Raw genomic sequence first — 17076 nt, 5'->3', positions numbered from 1 at the left:
AACCTCCCGCTGATCGCATCGGAGCGCGAGCGTGCAGGGCTGGACCCACACGGTCCCGGCGGTGGCCGAAATATAGCCGCCGCAAAAAAATAAAGAGAACGTTCTGTACTCTTTGTGGTCCCGGAAGGCGCCGAGGAGGTCGGATGCCGGTGCAAGGAGTGCAGGAGCGCCCGGAGTTGGCCCCGGAAGTCTCGATTGGCGGGTTTGCGGAAGAGGTGTTCAAGAGCCTGCCGCGCGTGGATCAGCGCCGATGGGCGGCTGCCTACCTGCGAGGACTGCTGGTGATGCCGGGGCGCAAGGTGCCGCAGCATTTGGCGGTGACAGTGCCGGACCCGCACACCGCCACCCACTCCCTGCGACGTTTCGTCAATTCCAGTCCGTGGGACTGGAGCGCCCCTCGCGAGGCCCTGGCCTGTATGGCCGCCGAGGCCCTGCCCGTACAGGCGTGGACGATCGGGGCGGCGGTCATACCCAAACGCGGCAGTCATTCGGTGGGTGTGCACCGCCGTTTCGACGCCGACGCAGGGCGGGTCCGCAACTGCCAGATGGGAGTGGGGCTCTTTCTGGCCTCCCATGCGTGGAGCCTCCCCGTCGACTGGCAGATCGCGATCGATCGGGTCTGGTCCGGCGACGCCGAACGCCGCCGCCGCTCTCGTTTGCCGCACGGGGTCGTCGAGCAGCCGCTGTGGGCCTACGCACTCGAATTGATCGACCGGCTCGCTGCTGCGCGTCCGGCGGACCGGACGCCCGTGGTGGCGGGGCGTGCGACCCCGCTGATGTCACGCAGCTTGCCGCCGCCCTCACCCGGCGAGGCATGGACTTCCTCATTCAAGTGTCTCCGGGGCAGCCCGTGGTGCCACTGTCCGGGCCCGACTCCGGTCCGCTCGGCGCCGAGCAGTGCCTGCGCCGTCACGGTAGGCGGTATCCATTCCCCGCCGTGGCATCGAGCCAGCCGCCGGCGCCGCGTTCGGCACTCGGATCGACCTTGGTGCGGCTGCCATCGGGGAGGCATGGAGTCGCCCGTGCCCGTAGCGTCTACCGGCTGTGGTGGCAGCAGGGGAAGAGCGAGCGCGCGACGAACCGTCTGTGGTTCACCAGTCTCACGGGAGCCGGGCCGGGTGAGTGCCTGTCGCTGCTTCGTCATCTGTCCGCGACCCGTGCCGCGGTACGGAGGTTGAGCGAGGACTTCGGACTGCGGGACTTCGAAGGGCGTTCCTACCCCGGGTGGCACCACCACATGACCTTGGTTTCGGCGGCCTACGCCTACAGGTGTCTGGCGGGTGCCACGCGGCGTGCGGAGCCCGCCTGACCGTGTGCCGCAAGACGCCGGACCAATAGAAAACAGAACGATCTCTTTGCTACCGTGGGAGGCGCACTGGGGCGCTTGAGGCCGTGATGGCCGCTGTTCGTGTGTCTGACACACCGGACGGAGGAGGGACAGTGAGGCACGGGGGACTGCGGGGGCCGCTTATGCGCCATGGCCAGGATCTCGGTGCAGCACTAGGCCTTCGGTCGGGAGCGCGGAGGGTACGGAATTCCGCCCATGACGTTGTTGCCTTCCGGATGTTCATCAGATGGCGGAGAAAGCACTGGCCGGTTTTCGGCCGGGGCGGAGCAGGCTGTCGTTTCGGGCGCGGCCGCAAAGCGTGAGCCGCCGCATTCGGGCAGAGATTCCGGTGCGCCGTCGCTGACCAGATCCTTCTGGAATGAGTGAATCTGGCATCTGAATGTCGCGAGGGGAGCAGAGATTCATGGGAATGAGTGAACCCGGCCAAGAAAGATCCGGCCAGAGAAAATTCAACTCCATCGTGTACGGGGGTATCTGGCAATGAGCGCAATGAACGTTGAGTCACTGCAATTTGAGGGTGCCCGCACGGCGTGTAGGGCGGCCACAGGTCCGTCGAGGCATCCGGGGTCTTCTGCGGTGGCCACTGTGCCGATCACGCTGCTGTTACCCGCCGACTCGCCACGACTGTCGGGCGAGAACATGGAACACGCCCGCGCCCTCGCGGCCTCGGAAAAGGAGTTTCCGCCGATTGTCGTGCACCGTTCGACGATGCGGGTTATCGACGGAATGCACCGACTGAGGGTGGCGCTGATACGGGGCTGTTCGGAGATCGCGGTCCGCTTCTTCGAGGGTTCCGAGGCTGATGCCTTCGTGCTGGCCGTGGAGTCGAACGTCGGGCACGGACTGCCGCTGACGCTGACCGAGCGGACGGCTGCCGCCGCGCGCATCGTCCTCACCCACCCCCAGTGGTCGGACCGCGCCATCGCTTCGACGACCGGCCTGTCGGCCACCACCGTCGGTGCGTTACGGCGCCGCGAGGGGGTGGGGAGTGTCGCGCCCACCGCTCGTATCGGACGGGACGGCAAGGTCCGCCCGCTGAGCACTGAGGAAGGACGCAGGGCGGCGGGGAAGCTGATCACCGAATCGCCCGACGCGCCACTGCGGGAGATAGCGAAGAAGGCCGGGATCTCACCGGGGACCGTGCGGGACGTGCGCGAGCGGCTGCAAAGAGGAGGACCCGGTGCCTGCCACGCGCCGATCGTCGAAGCCCGGGAAGCGGGCACGACTGACGGGCGTGGCGCAGGATCGGCTGGAAGGACGGGGCCAGGTGCACCCCTCTGAACAGTCGCGGTCGCAGCTGGCGGACGGCCCATCCATGCCCACCCCAGGAGGGGCCCTTGAGGAGTTGACCCAGGCGAATCTGGACGTGCTCTTCCGGAATCTGTGCAGGGACCCCTCACTGAGGCATACGGAGATGGGGCGTTTGCTGCTGCGGATGCTCGACATGCAATTGGCGGGTGCTCGGTGCTGGAACGGAATCGCCCAGGCCATTCCGGCGCACCGCACGGAGATGGTGTCTGCCGCGGCCGCTCAATGTGCCCGAGCCTGGGAGGCGTTCGCATCGGAACTGGCATTGCGACGGATTGCTTGAGCAAGTGTGAGGAACGCCCTGGGCGATGCGGGGAAGGTCTCGTCCGGGGCCGATTGCGATATCTGCTTGATCCTTAGGGTGTCACGTGGTCCTGATCGACATCAGGGACAACGTCCAGGCGAAGACCTTGAGTTGCTATAGCGCAGGCCCCTAGGGCCTGTCGTCAAACTCCCGCCTGCCTCGCGACGCCTGGCACGCACGCTCTCTGCGTTGTCGGGCTCATCCCGGTACGCCCGGTACCGGGATGACCCTCCGCCTTGAGATCGCACGCACCAGACGCCGCGAGGCCCGCCCTCCGGGCGAACGACGGGAGTTTGACGACAGCCCCTAGAGCCATCCGGGGCCTGCGCCAGCCTGACCCGTTGCAGAGAAGGGGCGCGGCACCCCCAAGCGATCGTGCCCAGGCACAGGCCCTGGCCCGCTTTGCCGGCGTCGCTCGCCGCCCGTGTCATCCTGACTGCTTGTGAAGGCCCTGAGCCCGGTCGCCGTCGCCGGGCAGTGGGTCGACTTCTGCTCTCGTTGCTGGCTCCTCGCGCGGGGATCTCCTTGGCTCGGGCAGGAGCGGTTGCGTCGGTAGGTACGAGCAGAGCAGCGTGAGGAGTCCGCTGACCTGCCGTTCTACATCGGACGAACTCTCATGTGAGTGCCTGCCGAGGAACTGCCAGATGCTCATCGTCGTTCATCCGGGGACTTCCTGCCACCTCGACTGTCGCGACAAAGAGATGTACCGGCACACCAAGTTCGACCGGATGATCCCCTCGTTCGACGTCGTGCGGGCCCGGCGGTTGCCAGGCCCGCACGACGCATGGAAGCCATCCCATCCGTGCGTGACGGGGGACACACATGGATGGGATGGCTGTCTTGGGGCCGGCGTCAGCCGGCCGGGTCACACCTGGCCAGAGGGGCGGGCTCGCCACAACATGACAACCGCTGCCAGCCCTGCCGCGCAGGGAGTAGACCGGCAATGCCCAGCAGGGGGACAGGGCCGCATACCCGGTGCTGTCCTTGATGAGGAGATTGAACAGCGCAAGGACGAGCCCGAGGGCGAAGACGACGCTCGCGACAACGGGCACCGACCGCTTCCCCTTCTTCGCCGACCGCAGTGTCCACAGCCACGCCAGGATGCCAACAGCGCCGTTGACGACGAGGTAAATCACCATGGTCTGTTGGTAATTGCTCACCTTCTCGGCGCCGAGTTTAGGATACGCCACGCTGATGTAGTCCGTGTAATCGTCGGTGGCTAACGCGATGAACACGGGGACGAGAATGGTCGTGATCGCCGTGAGCGCCATGCCGGTGTACATGGTTGCGACCGCCTGGCGTGCTTGGGGCGGGACTGACTGCGGTGCTGTGGCTGTGGTCACGAATCCTCCTTGGTAGGTGCGTTATCCGGCATGTTGCTTACCCTCTCGCGCGTTGACCGTTGAGGGATCAGGGAGAACCCTTAGGTATTCCCTGAACCGCTGGGGAGGGATCCCCTAGGGGCATGAAATCGGCCAATTTCAAGAGGGTGTTTACGAGTGTGCATGGCCTGCAGTGTCTGAGGCATTGAGAGATCGTTCCCCCGTCGGCTGCGTGATCGTTTCCCGGATGGTGGGTTAGCCGGGGCCTGGGGCCTGCGGCTATCTCCAGTTTGGATTCGATCGCTTTCACTTGGGCGGTGAAATATTCGGCCCAGTCGCTTTTGGGGAAGAGGCGGAGGTGCGGGCCGAGGGTGTCGGAGAGCATCCGGCGGAACTGGGCGAGCGGCATTGTCACGTTGAGCCGGCCCATGAGATGACGCGAGTCGGCTGCGCCGCCGGCATCCGCGGCCCGGGGACACGTGGCACCTGGACGAGGCCTTCGTCCGGATCAGCGGCAAGCTCCACTGCCTGGGGCGCGTGGCCGGCCAGGACGGGAACGTCCTCGGCGTTCTCGTGACCGCCAAGCGAGACGCCAGGGCCGCCCAGTGGTTCTTCCGCCGCCTCCTCAGGGATCTTCAGTACGTGCCGCGCGTGGCGGTCGCAGACAAGCTCCGCTCCTCAATCCCTGTCCGCCTTCTCCGATATCTCACCCCGCTTCCGGCTCCGCCGCCACCTGCTCACCGCCCCCGCCTGCCGACGAGCAATGAGCGGCGCTCCACCCCCTGGACGCAGGCTGCCGGCCGCACCCCGGCGACCGCCTGACGACGGCACCCGCCACGCCATCCTGGCCCCAGTACGCCTCAACTCACGCTAGTCAACCGTAAGTTGACACGCCCCGGGTGAACCCACGCTCGACCGGGGCGCCCTCATGGCCGCCAATGCCTTGTCGGAAGCTTCTGACCGTGCCTCAGGGTCCGGTTCCGGGCGGCCTTGTAGCCGGTGATCAACGCCGGGTCGGCATCAGGGTCGCCGTCGTCGAGGCCGACGAATTCCAGGTCGGCCATGGCCTGGAGGCCAGCCGTCCGCAGTTTGGCCGTGAGCTGGTCGTAGCGGCAGACGGTGATCTCCGAGGTGCGTCCGGACCGGGTCGCCGAGACCAACAGCAGACGACCCCGGTCGTCGGTGAGCGCGATCACGAACAGGCCATGGCACTTGTTCTTGCTGGAGTAGTTCTTCCGGTTCTCCTTGCCGGGTCTGCGCCGAGTACGGATGACCGAGCCGTCCAGCAGTACGGCTCCGCCGCCCTTTCGGGCGATCTTCTTCAGGGCGCGGTCCAGGCGTGGGGCGCGGGCGGCCAGCAGGCTGACGACTTCCCGAACCCACCGGGTCACGGTGGTGCGGTGTATGCCGTTGCCGCCGGCCAGATCGCCGGGCCGCTGATCACAGCGCAGTACGGCCAGCACGAGTCCGGCGATCTTCCCCTGGCCGCGGATCGGATTGGCCACGTAGTTGAGGGTGACGCTCGACAGCGGCAGGCGGCGGTATAGACAAGGCCGTCAGGGTCCTCGACGGTGCTCTTCACAGCAAACTCAACTTCCGCTGAGAGGACTCCGGTTACGCCGCATTTCCGCACGGTCACGGCCGCGCGGTGAACCGCCCGTCGCCCCGCTCGTGCAGCCAGCCGCGGTCGGCGAGCTTGGTCATCTTCGCCCGCACCAGCTCCTCCCCCTCGGCCTGGACCTCCTGCAACGTCTTGGCCAACTCCTCTGCAAGCGCGTCCAGTTCACTTCGGCGAGCCGCGATCCGCTCCAGCTCTTGCATACCCACACCCTCCCCGGACATCCCGCCGTACCGGCCCGGCCACGGATCGTAAGAGCGGCAAGGTCCACGGCGCAGCAGAACCCGACAACGGCTCCGGCCGACATGTCAGACGATCTTCAGCGTGGACACCCGCCCGCGACCAGCACGAGTAACCCACTCGACCCTCACACCAGACCCGCAACCTGCAACTTCACGATGCACACCGCTCACTGCTGGTCCTGTCGCCTGGTCATCCTTGAAGTCCTTCGTCGAGCTGCTCTGCCTTGGCAAGGAGGAGTGCCGCGATCTCGCTGTCGGACAGCGCCTCCAGATCGCTCTCCTCGTTCCGGACGAGGGGTTCGGTGGGGGGATGGGACCGTGGCGCTGCGGGCCTCACGCCGGCCCCGGGCGCGGTCACAGACCCGGTCGCCGGGCCGGCTTCCAGCGCGATCTCCATGCGTTCGGCGAGGAACGGCACCAGCGCCTCGATGGTCGGATACCGCCAGCCGACCGTGGCCGGGAGCTTGATACGCAGCGACGTCTGCAACCGCGCACGCAGCTCCAGCGTCCGCATGGAGTCGAATCCCAGGCCGGCCAGCGGCGCCGCCGCATCGATGGGCGCACCCTGCGCCTCCAGCACCTCGGCAGCCAGCTGTGTGACATGCGTGACGAGCAGATGCCGGCGCCGACGGCCTGGCTCGACCTCCAGCAGCCGGCGGCGGATCTCGTCCCCGTCCGCGCCGGCGGTGCTCGTGGGGGCGGCGCCACCGCACCGTGCGGTGGCCGTGCGGCACCACACGAAGAAGTCCAACCGCATTTCAGCAGCAGCCTGTTGCAGCTGCCAGGCTGCCGAGGTCAGCAGCCCGGACCGGCCCTCCGGGGAGCCGGCGACGTGCACGACCCCCGCCAGCGGCGGCATGAAATCCGCCACTTGGTCCAGTACGGCGGCCACATCCTGGGGCGTGCCCGCATCGGCGGCCAGCACTTCGACCTGGACGCGTCGGGAGCGCAGCTCCTCCCACGCGGCGTCGTCGCCGTCCGCCACGCTGTGACCCACGAGTGCCAGGTGCCGGGCGCCTTCGTCGGCCAGCCGGCGGGCGGCGGAAAGGCCCGAAGCGCCAGGCTCGCCGGCGATGAGGTAGGTGCCGGCGGCACTGACGGGAGTGTTGCCGGGCACCAGCGTGACCGTCTCGTCGCCGCGCGCCGTGAGCACCAGCTTTCCGACGTGCCGAGCCTGTGCCATGCGGGCGAAGGCCGCCCCCGCCTCGGCGTAGGGAAAGGACGTGACCGGAAGTGCCTCGAACTGCCCGCTTGCGAAGCCGTGTTGCACCACCTCGAACAGCTCGTCGACGATCCGTGGCTGTTCCCACAGTGTCTTTTCCAGGTCGACGGCGAACAGTGAGCGGTTGTCTTTGAAGAACCCCAGCCCGATGGGGCTGTCGTCGTAGATGTCCCGCTTGCCGATCTCGACGAACCGCCCGCCCGGAGCCAGCAGTCCCAGGCTGTGCACCAGCGCCTGGCCGGTGACGGAGTTGAGCACCACATCGACGCCGTAGCCGCCGGTCAGGCGGCGGATCCCGGCGGCGAAGTCCAGGGACCGCGAGTCCAACACATGATCGGGGCTGACGCCCAGTTCGTGCAGCATCCGCCGCTTCTCCTCGGTGCCGGCCGTCGCGAAGACCTCCGCACCGCGCCGCCGTGCAACCATCAGTGCGGCCAGGCCCACTCCGCCGGTGGCGGAGTGGATCAGCACCTTCTCAGCCTCGCGCAGCCGGGCGAGGTACTCCAGCCCGTACACCGCGGTGAGGAAGGCCACAGGGGTGGCGGCCGCCTGCTGGTCGGTCAGGCCCACCGGCCGTGACGTCACCAGGTGTGCCTCGGTCGTGGCGTACGCCGCCAGACCCGAGGTCACCACCGCCATGACCGGGTCCCCGACGTGGCGGCCCTCAACCCTTCGCCCACCGCGGTGACGCGGCCTGCGCACTCGATACCGAGCGGAACCGACCCGTGGGCACCGGGGTAGGCACCCATGGCCTTGAGCACATCGCTGAAGTTCAGCCCGGCCGCGGTGACCTCGATCTCGACTTGCCCGGGGCCGGGAGGAGTGCGCCGCCACACCGTCGACTCCAGGCTGTCCAGGATTCCGGGCCGCAGCGCCAGGACGCGGTGATTCCCATCCCGCCCGGCGTCGAACGGACGGCGCCGGACTGCCATTTCAGCCAAACCGGAAGCGCGGTGCGGGACGAGGGCCGGCGTGCGACGACCTCCACCACGCAGCACCACGTGCTCCTCGCCGCGGTCGCAGGTGCGCAGCAGCGCGTCGAGGAGACGGGCGGCCTCGTCATCGGCGGGCAGCGGGTCCAGATCGATGAGCGCGGGGAGCGGGGCAGCATGCTCGGCCGCAGCCGCCCCGGCGAGCGCCCACAAGGGGGTCGGGGCGCCCGGGGAGGGCGAGTCCTGTCCCACCACCCGTTGCGCACCACGGGTCAGCAGCGCCAGCCGGGGCGCGCCGTCCATCCCCTCCCGGGCTAGCGCCCGGATGAGGTCAAGTGCCGAGGAGGCACCCGGCAACGGGTGCTGACCTGGCGGGAGCCGGCGGGGCGCGTCAGAGCTGAGCGGGACGTCGTCCAGGCCCCAGGCGTGCACCACGCCCGCACAGGGCTCCGTCTCCTGGCTGCGCAGCTCCTCGAAGAGAGCGGCGAGGTCCTCGCACCGCAGCGGGTCGATCTCGAAGCGGGCGGCGTCCAGCCGCCGGTAGCACTGCCCGGCTCGTACTGTGACACAACGACTGGAACGGGCGGCCAGTTCACCGGCCAGCGCGTCACCCACTCCGGTGCGGTCGGCGAACAGCAGCCACCACCCGGAGCCCGCCGCACGCCTCGTGCCGGTGTCGTCAGCCTCCTGCCAGTGCACCTCGTGCAGGCGCTCGGCGACATCGCCTTCCCTGCCCGCCTCGGGCCGGTTCGGCTGCACACCGGGCACACCGGTCGCCGGGGTGGTGTTCACCTCAGCGGCCGTACGGTCCGCGGGCTGGGGGGCGTAGCGTCGGCGCTCCCACGGGTAGGCCGGAAGATCGATCACGACGCGGGGAAGCTCCACGGGCGCGGCACCGTCGAGGCCCCCTGCGGGATCATGCTCCTGCACCAGCACCGCGTCCGTGGTCTCGCCGGCTGCAAGCGCCTTGAGCGCGTTGAGTGCCAGCTCGCGGTCCGGGGCACTCACCTGGGCGCGCCACTTGTGCCGGGCGCGCCCGGAGGTGACGGAGTACGCGAACGCCGGATAGCTGTCCGCGGGCAGTTCGGCCAGGCGGTGGTGCAGCCGCGCCGCCAGATCACGTACGGCTTCCGGTGTCTTGGCCGACAGCTCGAACCCCTCCACCGGCGTGGTACCGGCCTGTGCCGCCGGCCCGGTGTCCTCGGCCGGGCCGAGGATGAGATGGGCGTTGGTGCCGCCCATGCTGAAGGCGCTGACCGCGACATGGCGGCCGCGCGCATCCCGCGGCCAGGGGGTGAGCTCGGTCGGCACGGTCACGCCGGTGCCGTCGAGGTCGATGAGCGGGTTGAGGGTGGAGAAGTGCGCCAGTGGCGGCACAGCGCCGTGCCGCAAGCACGCAACTGCCTTGAGTAGCGCGGCGATGCCGGCCGCCGACTCCAGGTGGCCCATGTTCGCCTTGACGGTGCCCACGGGCAGTGGGCGCCGCCGTTCTTGCGGCCCAGCGCGGAGACGATGGCCTCCATCTCGATGGTGTCGCCCATCGACGTGCCGGTGCCGTGCGCCTCCACCAGACCGATGTCGGCCGGGGCCAGCCCCGCGTCCGCCAGCGCCGCCTCCATCAGATTGATCGACGAGAGCACGTTGGGCGCGGTGAACCCGGTCGAGCGGCCGTACTGGTTGACCGCCGAGCCCTTGAGCACGCCCAGGACGCGGTCCCCGTCACGCCGAGCGTCCGACAGGCGCTTGAGGACGACCACTCCGCAGCCCTCACCGCGGGCGAAGCCGTTGGCCCGGGCGTCGAACGCCTTGCACTTGGCGTCCGGTGCCAGCGAACCCAGCGCGTCAAGCTGCTTGGTCATGTGGGGGGACAGCGCGAGGTTGACGCCGCCGGCCAGAGCCACGTCGCACTCCTTGCGGGCGAGCGCCTGCCGGGCGAGGTGGACGGAGACCAGTGACGAGGAGCAGGCGGTGTCCACCGCGATGGCGGGCCCGCCCAGCCCCAGCTCGTAAGCGAGCCGGCCAGCCGCGAAATAGTGCCCGTTGCCCGTCGTCCAGTGGCGGTCGGGGTCGCCGTCCAGCCACTGCCACCAGTCGTGGTTCATGATGCCGACGAACAGACCGGTACGGGCGCCGTCGAGTCGGTCGGCGGGCAGCGCGGCGTTCTCCAGCGCCTCCCAGGCGACCTCCAGCAGCAGCCGGTGCTGCGGGTCCAGGGCCGTGGCCTCCTCGGCACCCATGCCGAAGAACGCGGCGTCGAAGTCCATGACCTCGTCGAGGAATCCGCCACGGGGCACAAGCCGGTCCCACTCCGCGGCGAAGGGCCGCTGCGCTGCTCGGGCAGCGGCCGCACCATGTCACGGCCCTCGGCCAGCGCCTGCCAGTACGAGTCGAGGTCATCGATGCCACCGGGGAACCGCAGCCCCGCGCCGATGATGGCCAGCGGCTGGCTGCCACCGGCCTCCTCCAGCTGGGCCCGCAGCTTCTTGACCGTGTCCAGCGCCCTGCTCAGCGGGGTGGGGGTGGCGGCGTCGGGCGTGACGTCCATATCCATCAGTCCTTGTCGTCATCGGAGGCCGGGGCGGCGGACAACTGCTCCGCCAGGACGCCGGAGAGAGCGCGTGTACTGCCGTAGGTCCACAGCAGCGTGGGCGAAAGCTTGAGGTCGAACGCTGCTTCGAGCCGGTTGCGCAACTCAAGGCCCATCAGCGAGTCCAGGCCCAGCGCCTTGAAGGGGGTGTCCCGGTCGATGGCCCCGGTCTCCAGGCGCAACACCCGGCCCGCCAGCTCCCGCACCGTGGTCTCCAGCAGCTCGGCCCGGCGCTCGGGCGCGGTCGCGCGCAGTTCGGCCAGGAAGGCACGGCCGGAACCGTCCGCGCCCGGTACGTCCTTGGCCGCCTCCCGCAGCGTGCTCCAGCTCCGCAGGGCGGCAGTGTCCGGATATGCCTCGAACCACTGGCGCACATTGAGCGGTACATAGGAGACGACCTGCTCCTCGCCGGCAAGGAAGCGCTCCAGCGCCTGCCACGCCTCGTGCGTGGTAATGCCGCCCATGCCGCGTTCCGCCAGCCGCGCGCCGCGGTTGGCGTCCTGCGCGGCGAGCCCGGCGTCGGAGAACGGCCCCCACTGCACGCTCAATCCGGGCAGTCCACGTCGGCGGCGGGATACGGCCAGTGCGTCCATGAAGGCGTTGCCTGCCGCATACGCCGCCTGGCCCGCGTTGCCGAACAGGGCGGCGGCCGAGGAGAACAGCACGAAGAAGTCCAGCGGGTCGCCCGCCGTGACGGTGTCGAGGTTACGGGCGCCGGCGGCCCCAGGTGCCAATACCCGTCGCAGCTGCTCGGGCCGCAGCTTCTGGATCGTGGCGTCATCCAGCAGACCGGCGGCGTGCACCACTCCGCGCAGCGGCGGCAGTTGGGCACGCACCCGTTTGAGCGCCTCCTCGTCGGCGATATCTGCCTGGAAGGTGTCCACGCGCACCCCGCCAGTCCGCAGCACCTCGATGCGCGCGGCGGCCTCGGGGTCCGGCGCGGAGCGGCCGACCAGCGCCAGCGCACCGGCTCCCCGCCCGGCCAGGAACTCGGCCAGGGACAGGCCGAGCGCCCCCAGACCACCGCTGATCAGATACGTGCCGTCGGCACGGAAGCGGCCGCCCGGCATCGGCTCCGGCGCCACCGCGCCCGCGGAGTCCGGATCGACGAGCACGGCCGTACCGATGCGGCCGCCTTCCGACAGCGCGCGCCATGCCTTCTGCGCGTCGCCGAAGGAGTACGTCGTCACCGGCGGCGGAGTCAGCCGTCCTTCCGCCACCAGTGCCCAGACCTCGGCCAGCAGCCGGGAGAACCGCTCGGGCCTGCGCACGATGAGTCCGGCCAGGTCCACGGAGACGAAGCTGATGCCCTTGCGGAACGCAGCCAGGCTCACCGAGTGCTTCTCCCGCCCGTCCCGCATGCCGACGTCGAGGAAGTGCCCGTCCTCGGCCAGCACGTCCAGGCCGTGCTCCAGGGCCGCGCCGACGAGGAGCCCAGGACGGCGTCCACCCCCGGCCTACGGTCGCCTCGCGCACACCATGGGCCCACGACAGGTCACGGGAGTCGAAGACGCGCTCGATACCCAGCCGGGTGAGATGGTCCCGCTGCTCCGTGCCCGAGGCCGTGGCGATGACCTCGGCACCCAGCACCTGTGCCACCTGGACCGCCGCCAGGCCCGGCCCGCTCGCCGCCTCGTGGATCAGTACGGTCCGTCCCGCGCCCAGCCCGGCCACCTCGTGCAGTGCGTACCAGGCGGCCGTCAGCGCAGAGGGCAGCGCCACGGCGGTGGCCTCGTCCATGTGGCCGGGCAGCGGGAGTGCGTGGTCGGCGCGGAGGATCTGGTACGAGGCGAGCGCACCGGGCGCGCACCCGACCACGCGGTCGCCCTCGGCGAAGCGGGTCACGCCTTCGCCGACACGGGTTACCACACCCGTCGCATCCAGTCCGTAGAGCTCATCGAAGCTTTCGGTGAAACGCGGGACATCGGTGGTACTCACCGCCGCGGCGCGCACAGCGATCTCGATTTCGCCGGGAGCCGGCGCCCGCCGCCCCAGCGGCCGACACTCCAGCGGTTCCGCAGCGCCCAGGCGGGCGGCGGCCAGCCGGAACGGCTGCGGCGGGGTGTGCCAGGCGGGCTCCGATCGCGGATCGGCGGAGCCGTCCGGGCCACGCAGCAGCCGTCCGGCGAAGCGGTCGGTACCACGTAGCGCGACCTGGTCCTCCTCGTCCTCGGCAAGCAGTTCGGCAGCGCAGTCCGCCGCCCACCCCGCCTCGCCCGAGCCCAGGTCGAGCAGCAGCGGCCGCAGCTCCGCGTGCTCGCGGCGCAGTACCCGGCCGAAGCCCCAGTACAGGGCGGAGCCCGCATCGGGCAGGTCGGCGGCGAGCGCCGCCTGCGCGCCGGTGGTGACCACGGCCACGCGCGGCGGCGTGGGCAGCGTCGAACAGGCACGCACCAGTGCGGCCAAACCGAGCAGTCCCTCGCGCTGTGCCTCCAGGCCGTCGTCAGCCCGCGGCGCGAGGAAGGCGACGCCCGTCACCTCACCGGCGGCACAGAGACGTTCGGCCCACACCGCCTCGTTCACCGCGTCGTCCCCGCTGACCACGGCCGTGGCCGTGTGGGCGCCGAGCGCACCCAGCGCGCCGGCCAGCGCGCCGGCCGCATCGATACCGCTGCTGGGCGCGCACACCGCCCACGTACCGTGCACGGTGCCCCGCGGCTCCGCGACGGCACGCGGCCGGGAGGTGAAGACCAGGCGATGGATACGGTCCGTTTCGGCGCCCGCCACCTGGGCGGTGACGGCCAGCGGCGTCAGGCGCAGCCCCTCCATCACGAGCAGGGGCCGGCGGCCGGCGTCGTAGAAGTACACGTCGAACAGCAGGTGGCCGCGGCATACCGCGTACGACCACACCTCCACGACCGGCTCGGCGAGATCCTGGAGCAGGTGAACCCGGCGCACACTGGTCGGCACCACGGCGTCCGCCTCCTCGGCGAGCGGCAGCGACACCTGCATCGCACCGTCCCACAGGGCCGGGTGCAGATCGCGGGCCCGGGCGCCGGCCAGGCACTGTTCGCTCAGGTGCACCTCGGCCAGCGTCTCGCCCTCGCCCCGGCGCACGCCGTTCACCCCGCGGAAGGCCGGTCCGTAGTTCAGGCCCTTGGCGGCGCAGGAGGCGTAGAACTCCTCGGCCTCCATCGGGGAGGCCACCAGCAGGTGTTCGGGGAATCGCGGCACCGCCACCTCAGGGGTGAGTGTGGGCGGCAGGGCACGGGCGACGGCGTGTTCGGTCCAGGCCGTGGCTCCCGGCGGCAGGGAGGCGAGTGTGAAGGACCCGCCTTGGGCGGGCTCGTCGCGCCACTGGACGCTGACCCTGGCCGCGTCCTCGCTCAGGGTGAGGTCGCTGCGGAACGCGATGTCGGCGAGCGCGCCGGGGAGGTCTCCGGTGCGGGCCAGTGCCGTGCGTACGGCGAACGCCAGCATCGCGGCGCCAGGCAGGACGACGGCGTCGTGCACCTGGTGGTCGCGCAGCCAGGGCTGGTCCTCCAGCGCCACCTCCAAGGTTCCTGTCCAGCGATCCTGTTCGGTTACGGACGGAGCCAGCACGATGTCCAGGCCGGGCTGCCGGGCCTCGCGGCGACCGGGCCGGATCCAGTGGGCAGTGCGCTGCCAGGGGTAGCCGGGCGCCGGGGCCCATGCCTTGCGCGGCAGGGAGTTGAACGGTGCAAGTCCCGCCACATAGGCACGGGCGAAGGACTCGCACAGATGCTGCGGCGATCCGCTGTCGCGCCGAAGGGTGGACAGTACCCGCGGGGGAGAGGTGCGCTGTGCCGCCAACTGCTCGATGGCTGGGGTGAGTACGGGGTGCGGGCTGATCTCGACGACATGGGTGACGCCGTCGTCGAAGACCTTGTCCAGTGCGTCGGCGAACGCCACCGGGCGACGCAGGTTGTCCACCCAGTAGCGGGCGTCGAGCTCACAACCGCCCAGCGCCGTCAGCCGCACCGTCGACAGCAACTCGATCGTGCCCTGGCGAGGGGTCACCGGGCCCAGTGCGGCCAGCAGGTCCTCCTCCAGTTCGTCCATCTGCGGGCTGTGCGAGGCGTAGTCCACGTTGACCAGGCGGCAGAACGTGCCCTCCGCCTCCAGGATTTCCTTCAGGACCTGAATCAGCTCGCTGTCGCCGGACAGCACGCAGGAGCTGGGGCCGTTGTTCACCGCCAGCGACACCCCGTGCTCAAAACCCTTGATGGCCGCCCGGGCGCCTTCGACGTCCAGATCCACGGCGAGCATCAGGCCCTTGCCGGACGTACGGCGGGCTATCGCGCTGCGCCGGGCCATCACCAGCGCGGCGTCCTCGTAGGACAGCGCGCCGGCCACCGTGGCGGCGGTGACCTCGCCCTGGCTGTGCCCGATGACCACGTCCGGCTCGACGCCTGCCGCCCGCCACACCTCGGCCAGGCTCACGGAGACGGCCCACAGGGTCGGCTGAAGCATGTCGATGCGCGAGAGCCACTCCTCACCGGCCTCGCCCGCCACGATCTTGACGAGATCCCAGGGGAAGTGCGGCTCAAGCGCCTTGGCACAGCGCTGGATCACCGCGGCGAAGACCGGGTCGGTGGCGAGCAGTTGGCGGCCCATCCCCGCCCACTGCGATCCCTGCCCGGGAAAGACGAAGGCGACACGGCCCGCTTCCTCGGCGGCTCGGCCGCTGACCACACCGGGAAGCTCCTCATCGGGCCCGGCGGCGTAGCGGGTGAGCCGGTCGTGAATCTCTTCGGGGCCGGTGCCGGTGAAGGCCGCCCGGAAGGGGAAGTGGTCGCGCTGCCAGGCCAGGGTGCCCGCCAGGGCGGGCAGCAACGCGGCACCCTGGGCGGCGAGGGCCTCGGCCACCCCAGCGCCCGCTGCTCCAGCGCCGCCTGCGAGTGCGCGGACAGCGGCAGCACCAGGCGTTCTCCCGCCGTCCCGGAGCACGGTTCGCCTCGCTCGGTGGGCGGTGGACTCATCACGCAGACATGCGCGTTGGTGCCGCCCCATCCAAGGAGCTGACCCCCGCGAAGAGCCGCCCGTCGGCGGGCAGCGGGAGCCGCTCGCGCACCACGTGCAGATTCAGCTCGTCGAAGGGGATGTCGGGGTTGAGGACCTCGGAGTGCAGACTTGGCGGCACCGTGCGGTGCTTGAGCACGAGCATCGCCTTGACCAGGCCCGCCATACCCGCACAGGCTTCCAGGTGCCCGATGTTGGTCTTGACCGACCCGATGGGCAGCGGCCCCATGGCGCGACTGCGCGGCTGCCCCAGGACGTGGCCGATGACCCCAGCCTCGATGGGGTCGCCGCGCTTGGTGCCGGTGCCGTGGGCCTCCAGGTAAGCGACCTCGTCGACGGGGATGCCCAGCCGGCCGTACACACTGCGCAGCAGGTCTTCCTGGCCGGCCGGGTTCGGGGTGACCAAACTCTCCCCGCCGCCGTCGTTGTTGACCGCCGTCCCCGCGATGACGCCGTGGATGCGGTCGCCGTCCTCCACAGCGCGGGCGAGGGTCTTCACATACAGAGCCACCACGCCCTCGCCGCGGACGAATCCGTTCGCGGAGGCGGAGAAGGTCTGGCAGCGGCCGTCGGGGGACAGTCCGCCGAAGTGTGTCAGGCCGATCATGACGTCGGGGGTCAGCATCACGTTGACCCCGCCCACGACGGCCGCGTCGATCTCCCCCTGCCGCAGGGCCTGTCCGGCCAGGTGCAGCGCCACCAGGGAGGACGAGCAGGCGGTTTCGACGGCCATGCTAGGGCCGGTAAGTCCAAGGAAGTAGGAGACCCGGGCGGCGATGACGTCGAGGGCGGCGCCGACCGCGCTGTGCTGGGTGGCCCCGGCCCCGCGGTCCCTGCGCAGGATCTCGTAGTCGTGCCACTGCGCTCCGACATAGACACCGGTCCGCGAACCCGCCAGCGAGCCGGCCGGTGTTCCGGCGTCCTCCAGCGCCTGCCAGGTCGTCTCCAGCATCAGCCGCTGCTGAGGGTCCAGCGCCTCGGCCTCGCGGGGAGATCCCGAAGAAGGTGGCGTCGAACCGGTCGATGCCGGAGAGGAACCCGCCCACGGACTGGATGCGCTTGTGGGGGTCCAACTGGGCCCCACTGTCCCAGCGTTCGGTGGGCACCGGCCCAATGGCATCGTGCTCGTCCAGCAGCCGCTGCCAGAAGGCGCCGATGTCGTCAGCTCCCGGAAACGCCCCGCCATACCGACGACAGCGAGGAGTCGGGC

9 protein-coding genes and 5 pseudogenes are annotated in these 17076 nt (G+C 70.2%); 3 read left to right on the top strand and 11 right to left on the bottom strand.

All coding sequences use genetic code 11. The annotated features are described in order from the left end of the window. The first annotated feature begins 143 nt into the window (after positions 1-143). Together MOV08_RS43950 and MOV08_RS00395 are read left to right on the top strand one after the other, a co-directional pair. A pseudogene (locus MOV08_RS43950) lies at positions 144-1309 on the top strand (IS701 family transposase). Between the two features lie 747 nt (positions 1310-2056). Continuing rightward, entirely contained in the window at positions 2057-2629 is a 573-nt protein-coding gene (locus tag MOV08_RS00395) for a hypothetical protein (protein ID WP_338057118.1), read from the top strand. A 945-nt stretch (positions 2630-3574) separates the two neighbouring features. On the opposite strand, the gene MOV08_RS00390 is transcribed toward MOV08_RS00395, so the two are convergent. Continuing rightward, on the bottom strand, positions 3575-4303 hold the full coding sequence (locus MOV08_RS00390) for a hypothetical protein (RefSeq protein WP_275305700.1): 729 nt from the start codon (positions 4301-4303) through the stop codon (positions 3575-3577). Positions 4304-4729: 426 nt separating this feature from the next. On the opposite strand from MOV08_RS00390, the gene MOV08_RS00385 reads away from it, so the two are divergent. Next, positions 4730-5104 (top strand): DDE-type integrase/transposase/recombinase, encoded by a 375-nt coding sequence (locus tag MOV08_RS00385; RefSeq protein ID WP_420834272.1) that lies wholly within the window; start codon positions 4730-4732, stop codon positions 5102-5104. A gap of 104 nt (positions 5105-5208) precedes the next feature. Here MOV08_RS00385 and MOV08_RS00380 read toward each other — a convergent pair whose 3' ends face one another. The 10 genes and pseudogenes from MOV08_RS00380 to MOV08_RS00335 form a co-directional block, all read right to left on the bottom strand. Continuing rightward, positions 5209-5787, bottom strand: coding sequence for a transposase family protein (locus MOV08_RS00380; RefSeq protein WP_275305698.1), 579 nt, complete (start codon positions 5785-5787; stop codon positions 5209-5211). A gap of 130 nt (positions 5788-5917) precedes the next feature. Then, positions 5918-6103 carry a hypothetical protein gene (locus tag MOV08_RS00375; RefSeq protein WP_078876150.1) on the bottom strand — a complete coding sequence of 62 codons (186 nt, stop codon included), beginning with the start codon at positions 6101-6103 and terminating at the stop codon, positions 5918-5920. A gap of 229 nt (positions 6104-6332) precedes the next feature. Continuing rightward, complete coding sequence (locus MOV08_RS00370) at positions 6333-8003, bottom strand: zinc-binding dehydrogenase (protein ID WP_275305697.1); 1671 nt, start codon at positions 8001-8003, stop codon at positions 6333-6335. Beyond that, positions 7991-9688 carry a KR prefix domain-containing protein gene (locus tag MOV08_RS00365; RefSeq protein WP_275305696.1) on the bottom strand — a complete coding sequence of 566 codons (1698 nt, stop codon included), beginning with the start codon at positions 9686-9688 and terminating at the stop codon, positions 7991-7993. Before MOV08_RS00365 ends, MOV08_RS00370 begins: the two co-directional genes overlap by 13 nt. A gap of 24 nt (positions 9689-9712) precedes the next feature. Further along, positions 9713-10533, bottom strand: a pseudogene (locus tag MOV08_RS00360) (beta-ketoacyl [acyl carrier protein] synthase domain-containing protein); the annotation flags it as partial. 137 nt (positions 10534-10670) lie between these two features. Beyond that, positions 10671-10841 (bottom strand): annotated as a pseudogene (locus MOV08_RS00355) (hypothetical protein); the annotation flags it as partial. Between the two features lie 5 nt (positions 10842-10846). After that, positions 10847-12280, bottom strand: coding sequence for an SDR family NAD(P)-dependent oxidoreductase (locus tag MOV08_RS00350; protein WP_275305694.1), 1434 nt, complete (start codon positions 12278-12280; stop codon positions 10847-10849). Between the two features lie 109 nt (positions 12281-12389). Beyond that, a pseudogene (locus MOV08_RS43725) lies at positions 12390-15461 on the bottom strand (acyltransferase domain-containing protein); the annotation flags it as partial. A gap of 364 nt (positions 15462-15825) precedes the next feature. After that, entirely contained in the window at positions 15826-16344 is a 519-nt protein-coding gene (locus tag MOV08_RS00340; protein WP_275311662.1) for a beta-ketoacyl [acyl carrier protein] synthase domain-containing protein, read from the bottom strand. Between the two features lie 63 nt (positions 16345-16407). Beyond that, a pseudogene (locus MOV08_RS00335) lies at positions 16408-16999 on the bottom strand (beta-ketoacyl [acyl carrier protein] synthase domain-containing protein); the annotation flags it as partial. Between the last annotated feature and the right edge of the window lie 77 nt (positions 17000-17076).

Source organism: Streptomyces yunnanensis, from assembly GCF_029011865.1.
Lineage (GTDB): Bacteria > Actinomycetota > Actinomycetes > Streptomycetales > Streptomycetaceae > Streptomyces > Streptomyces yunnanensis.
Note: the sequence above shows the minus strand (reverse complement) of the source record. Positions and strands in the feature narration are given on the sequence as shown.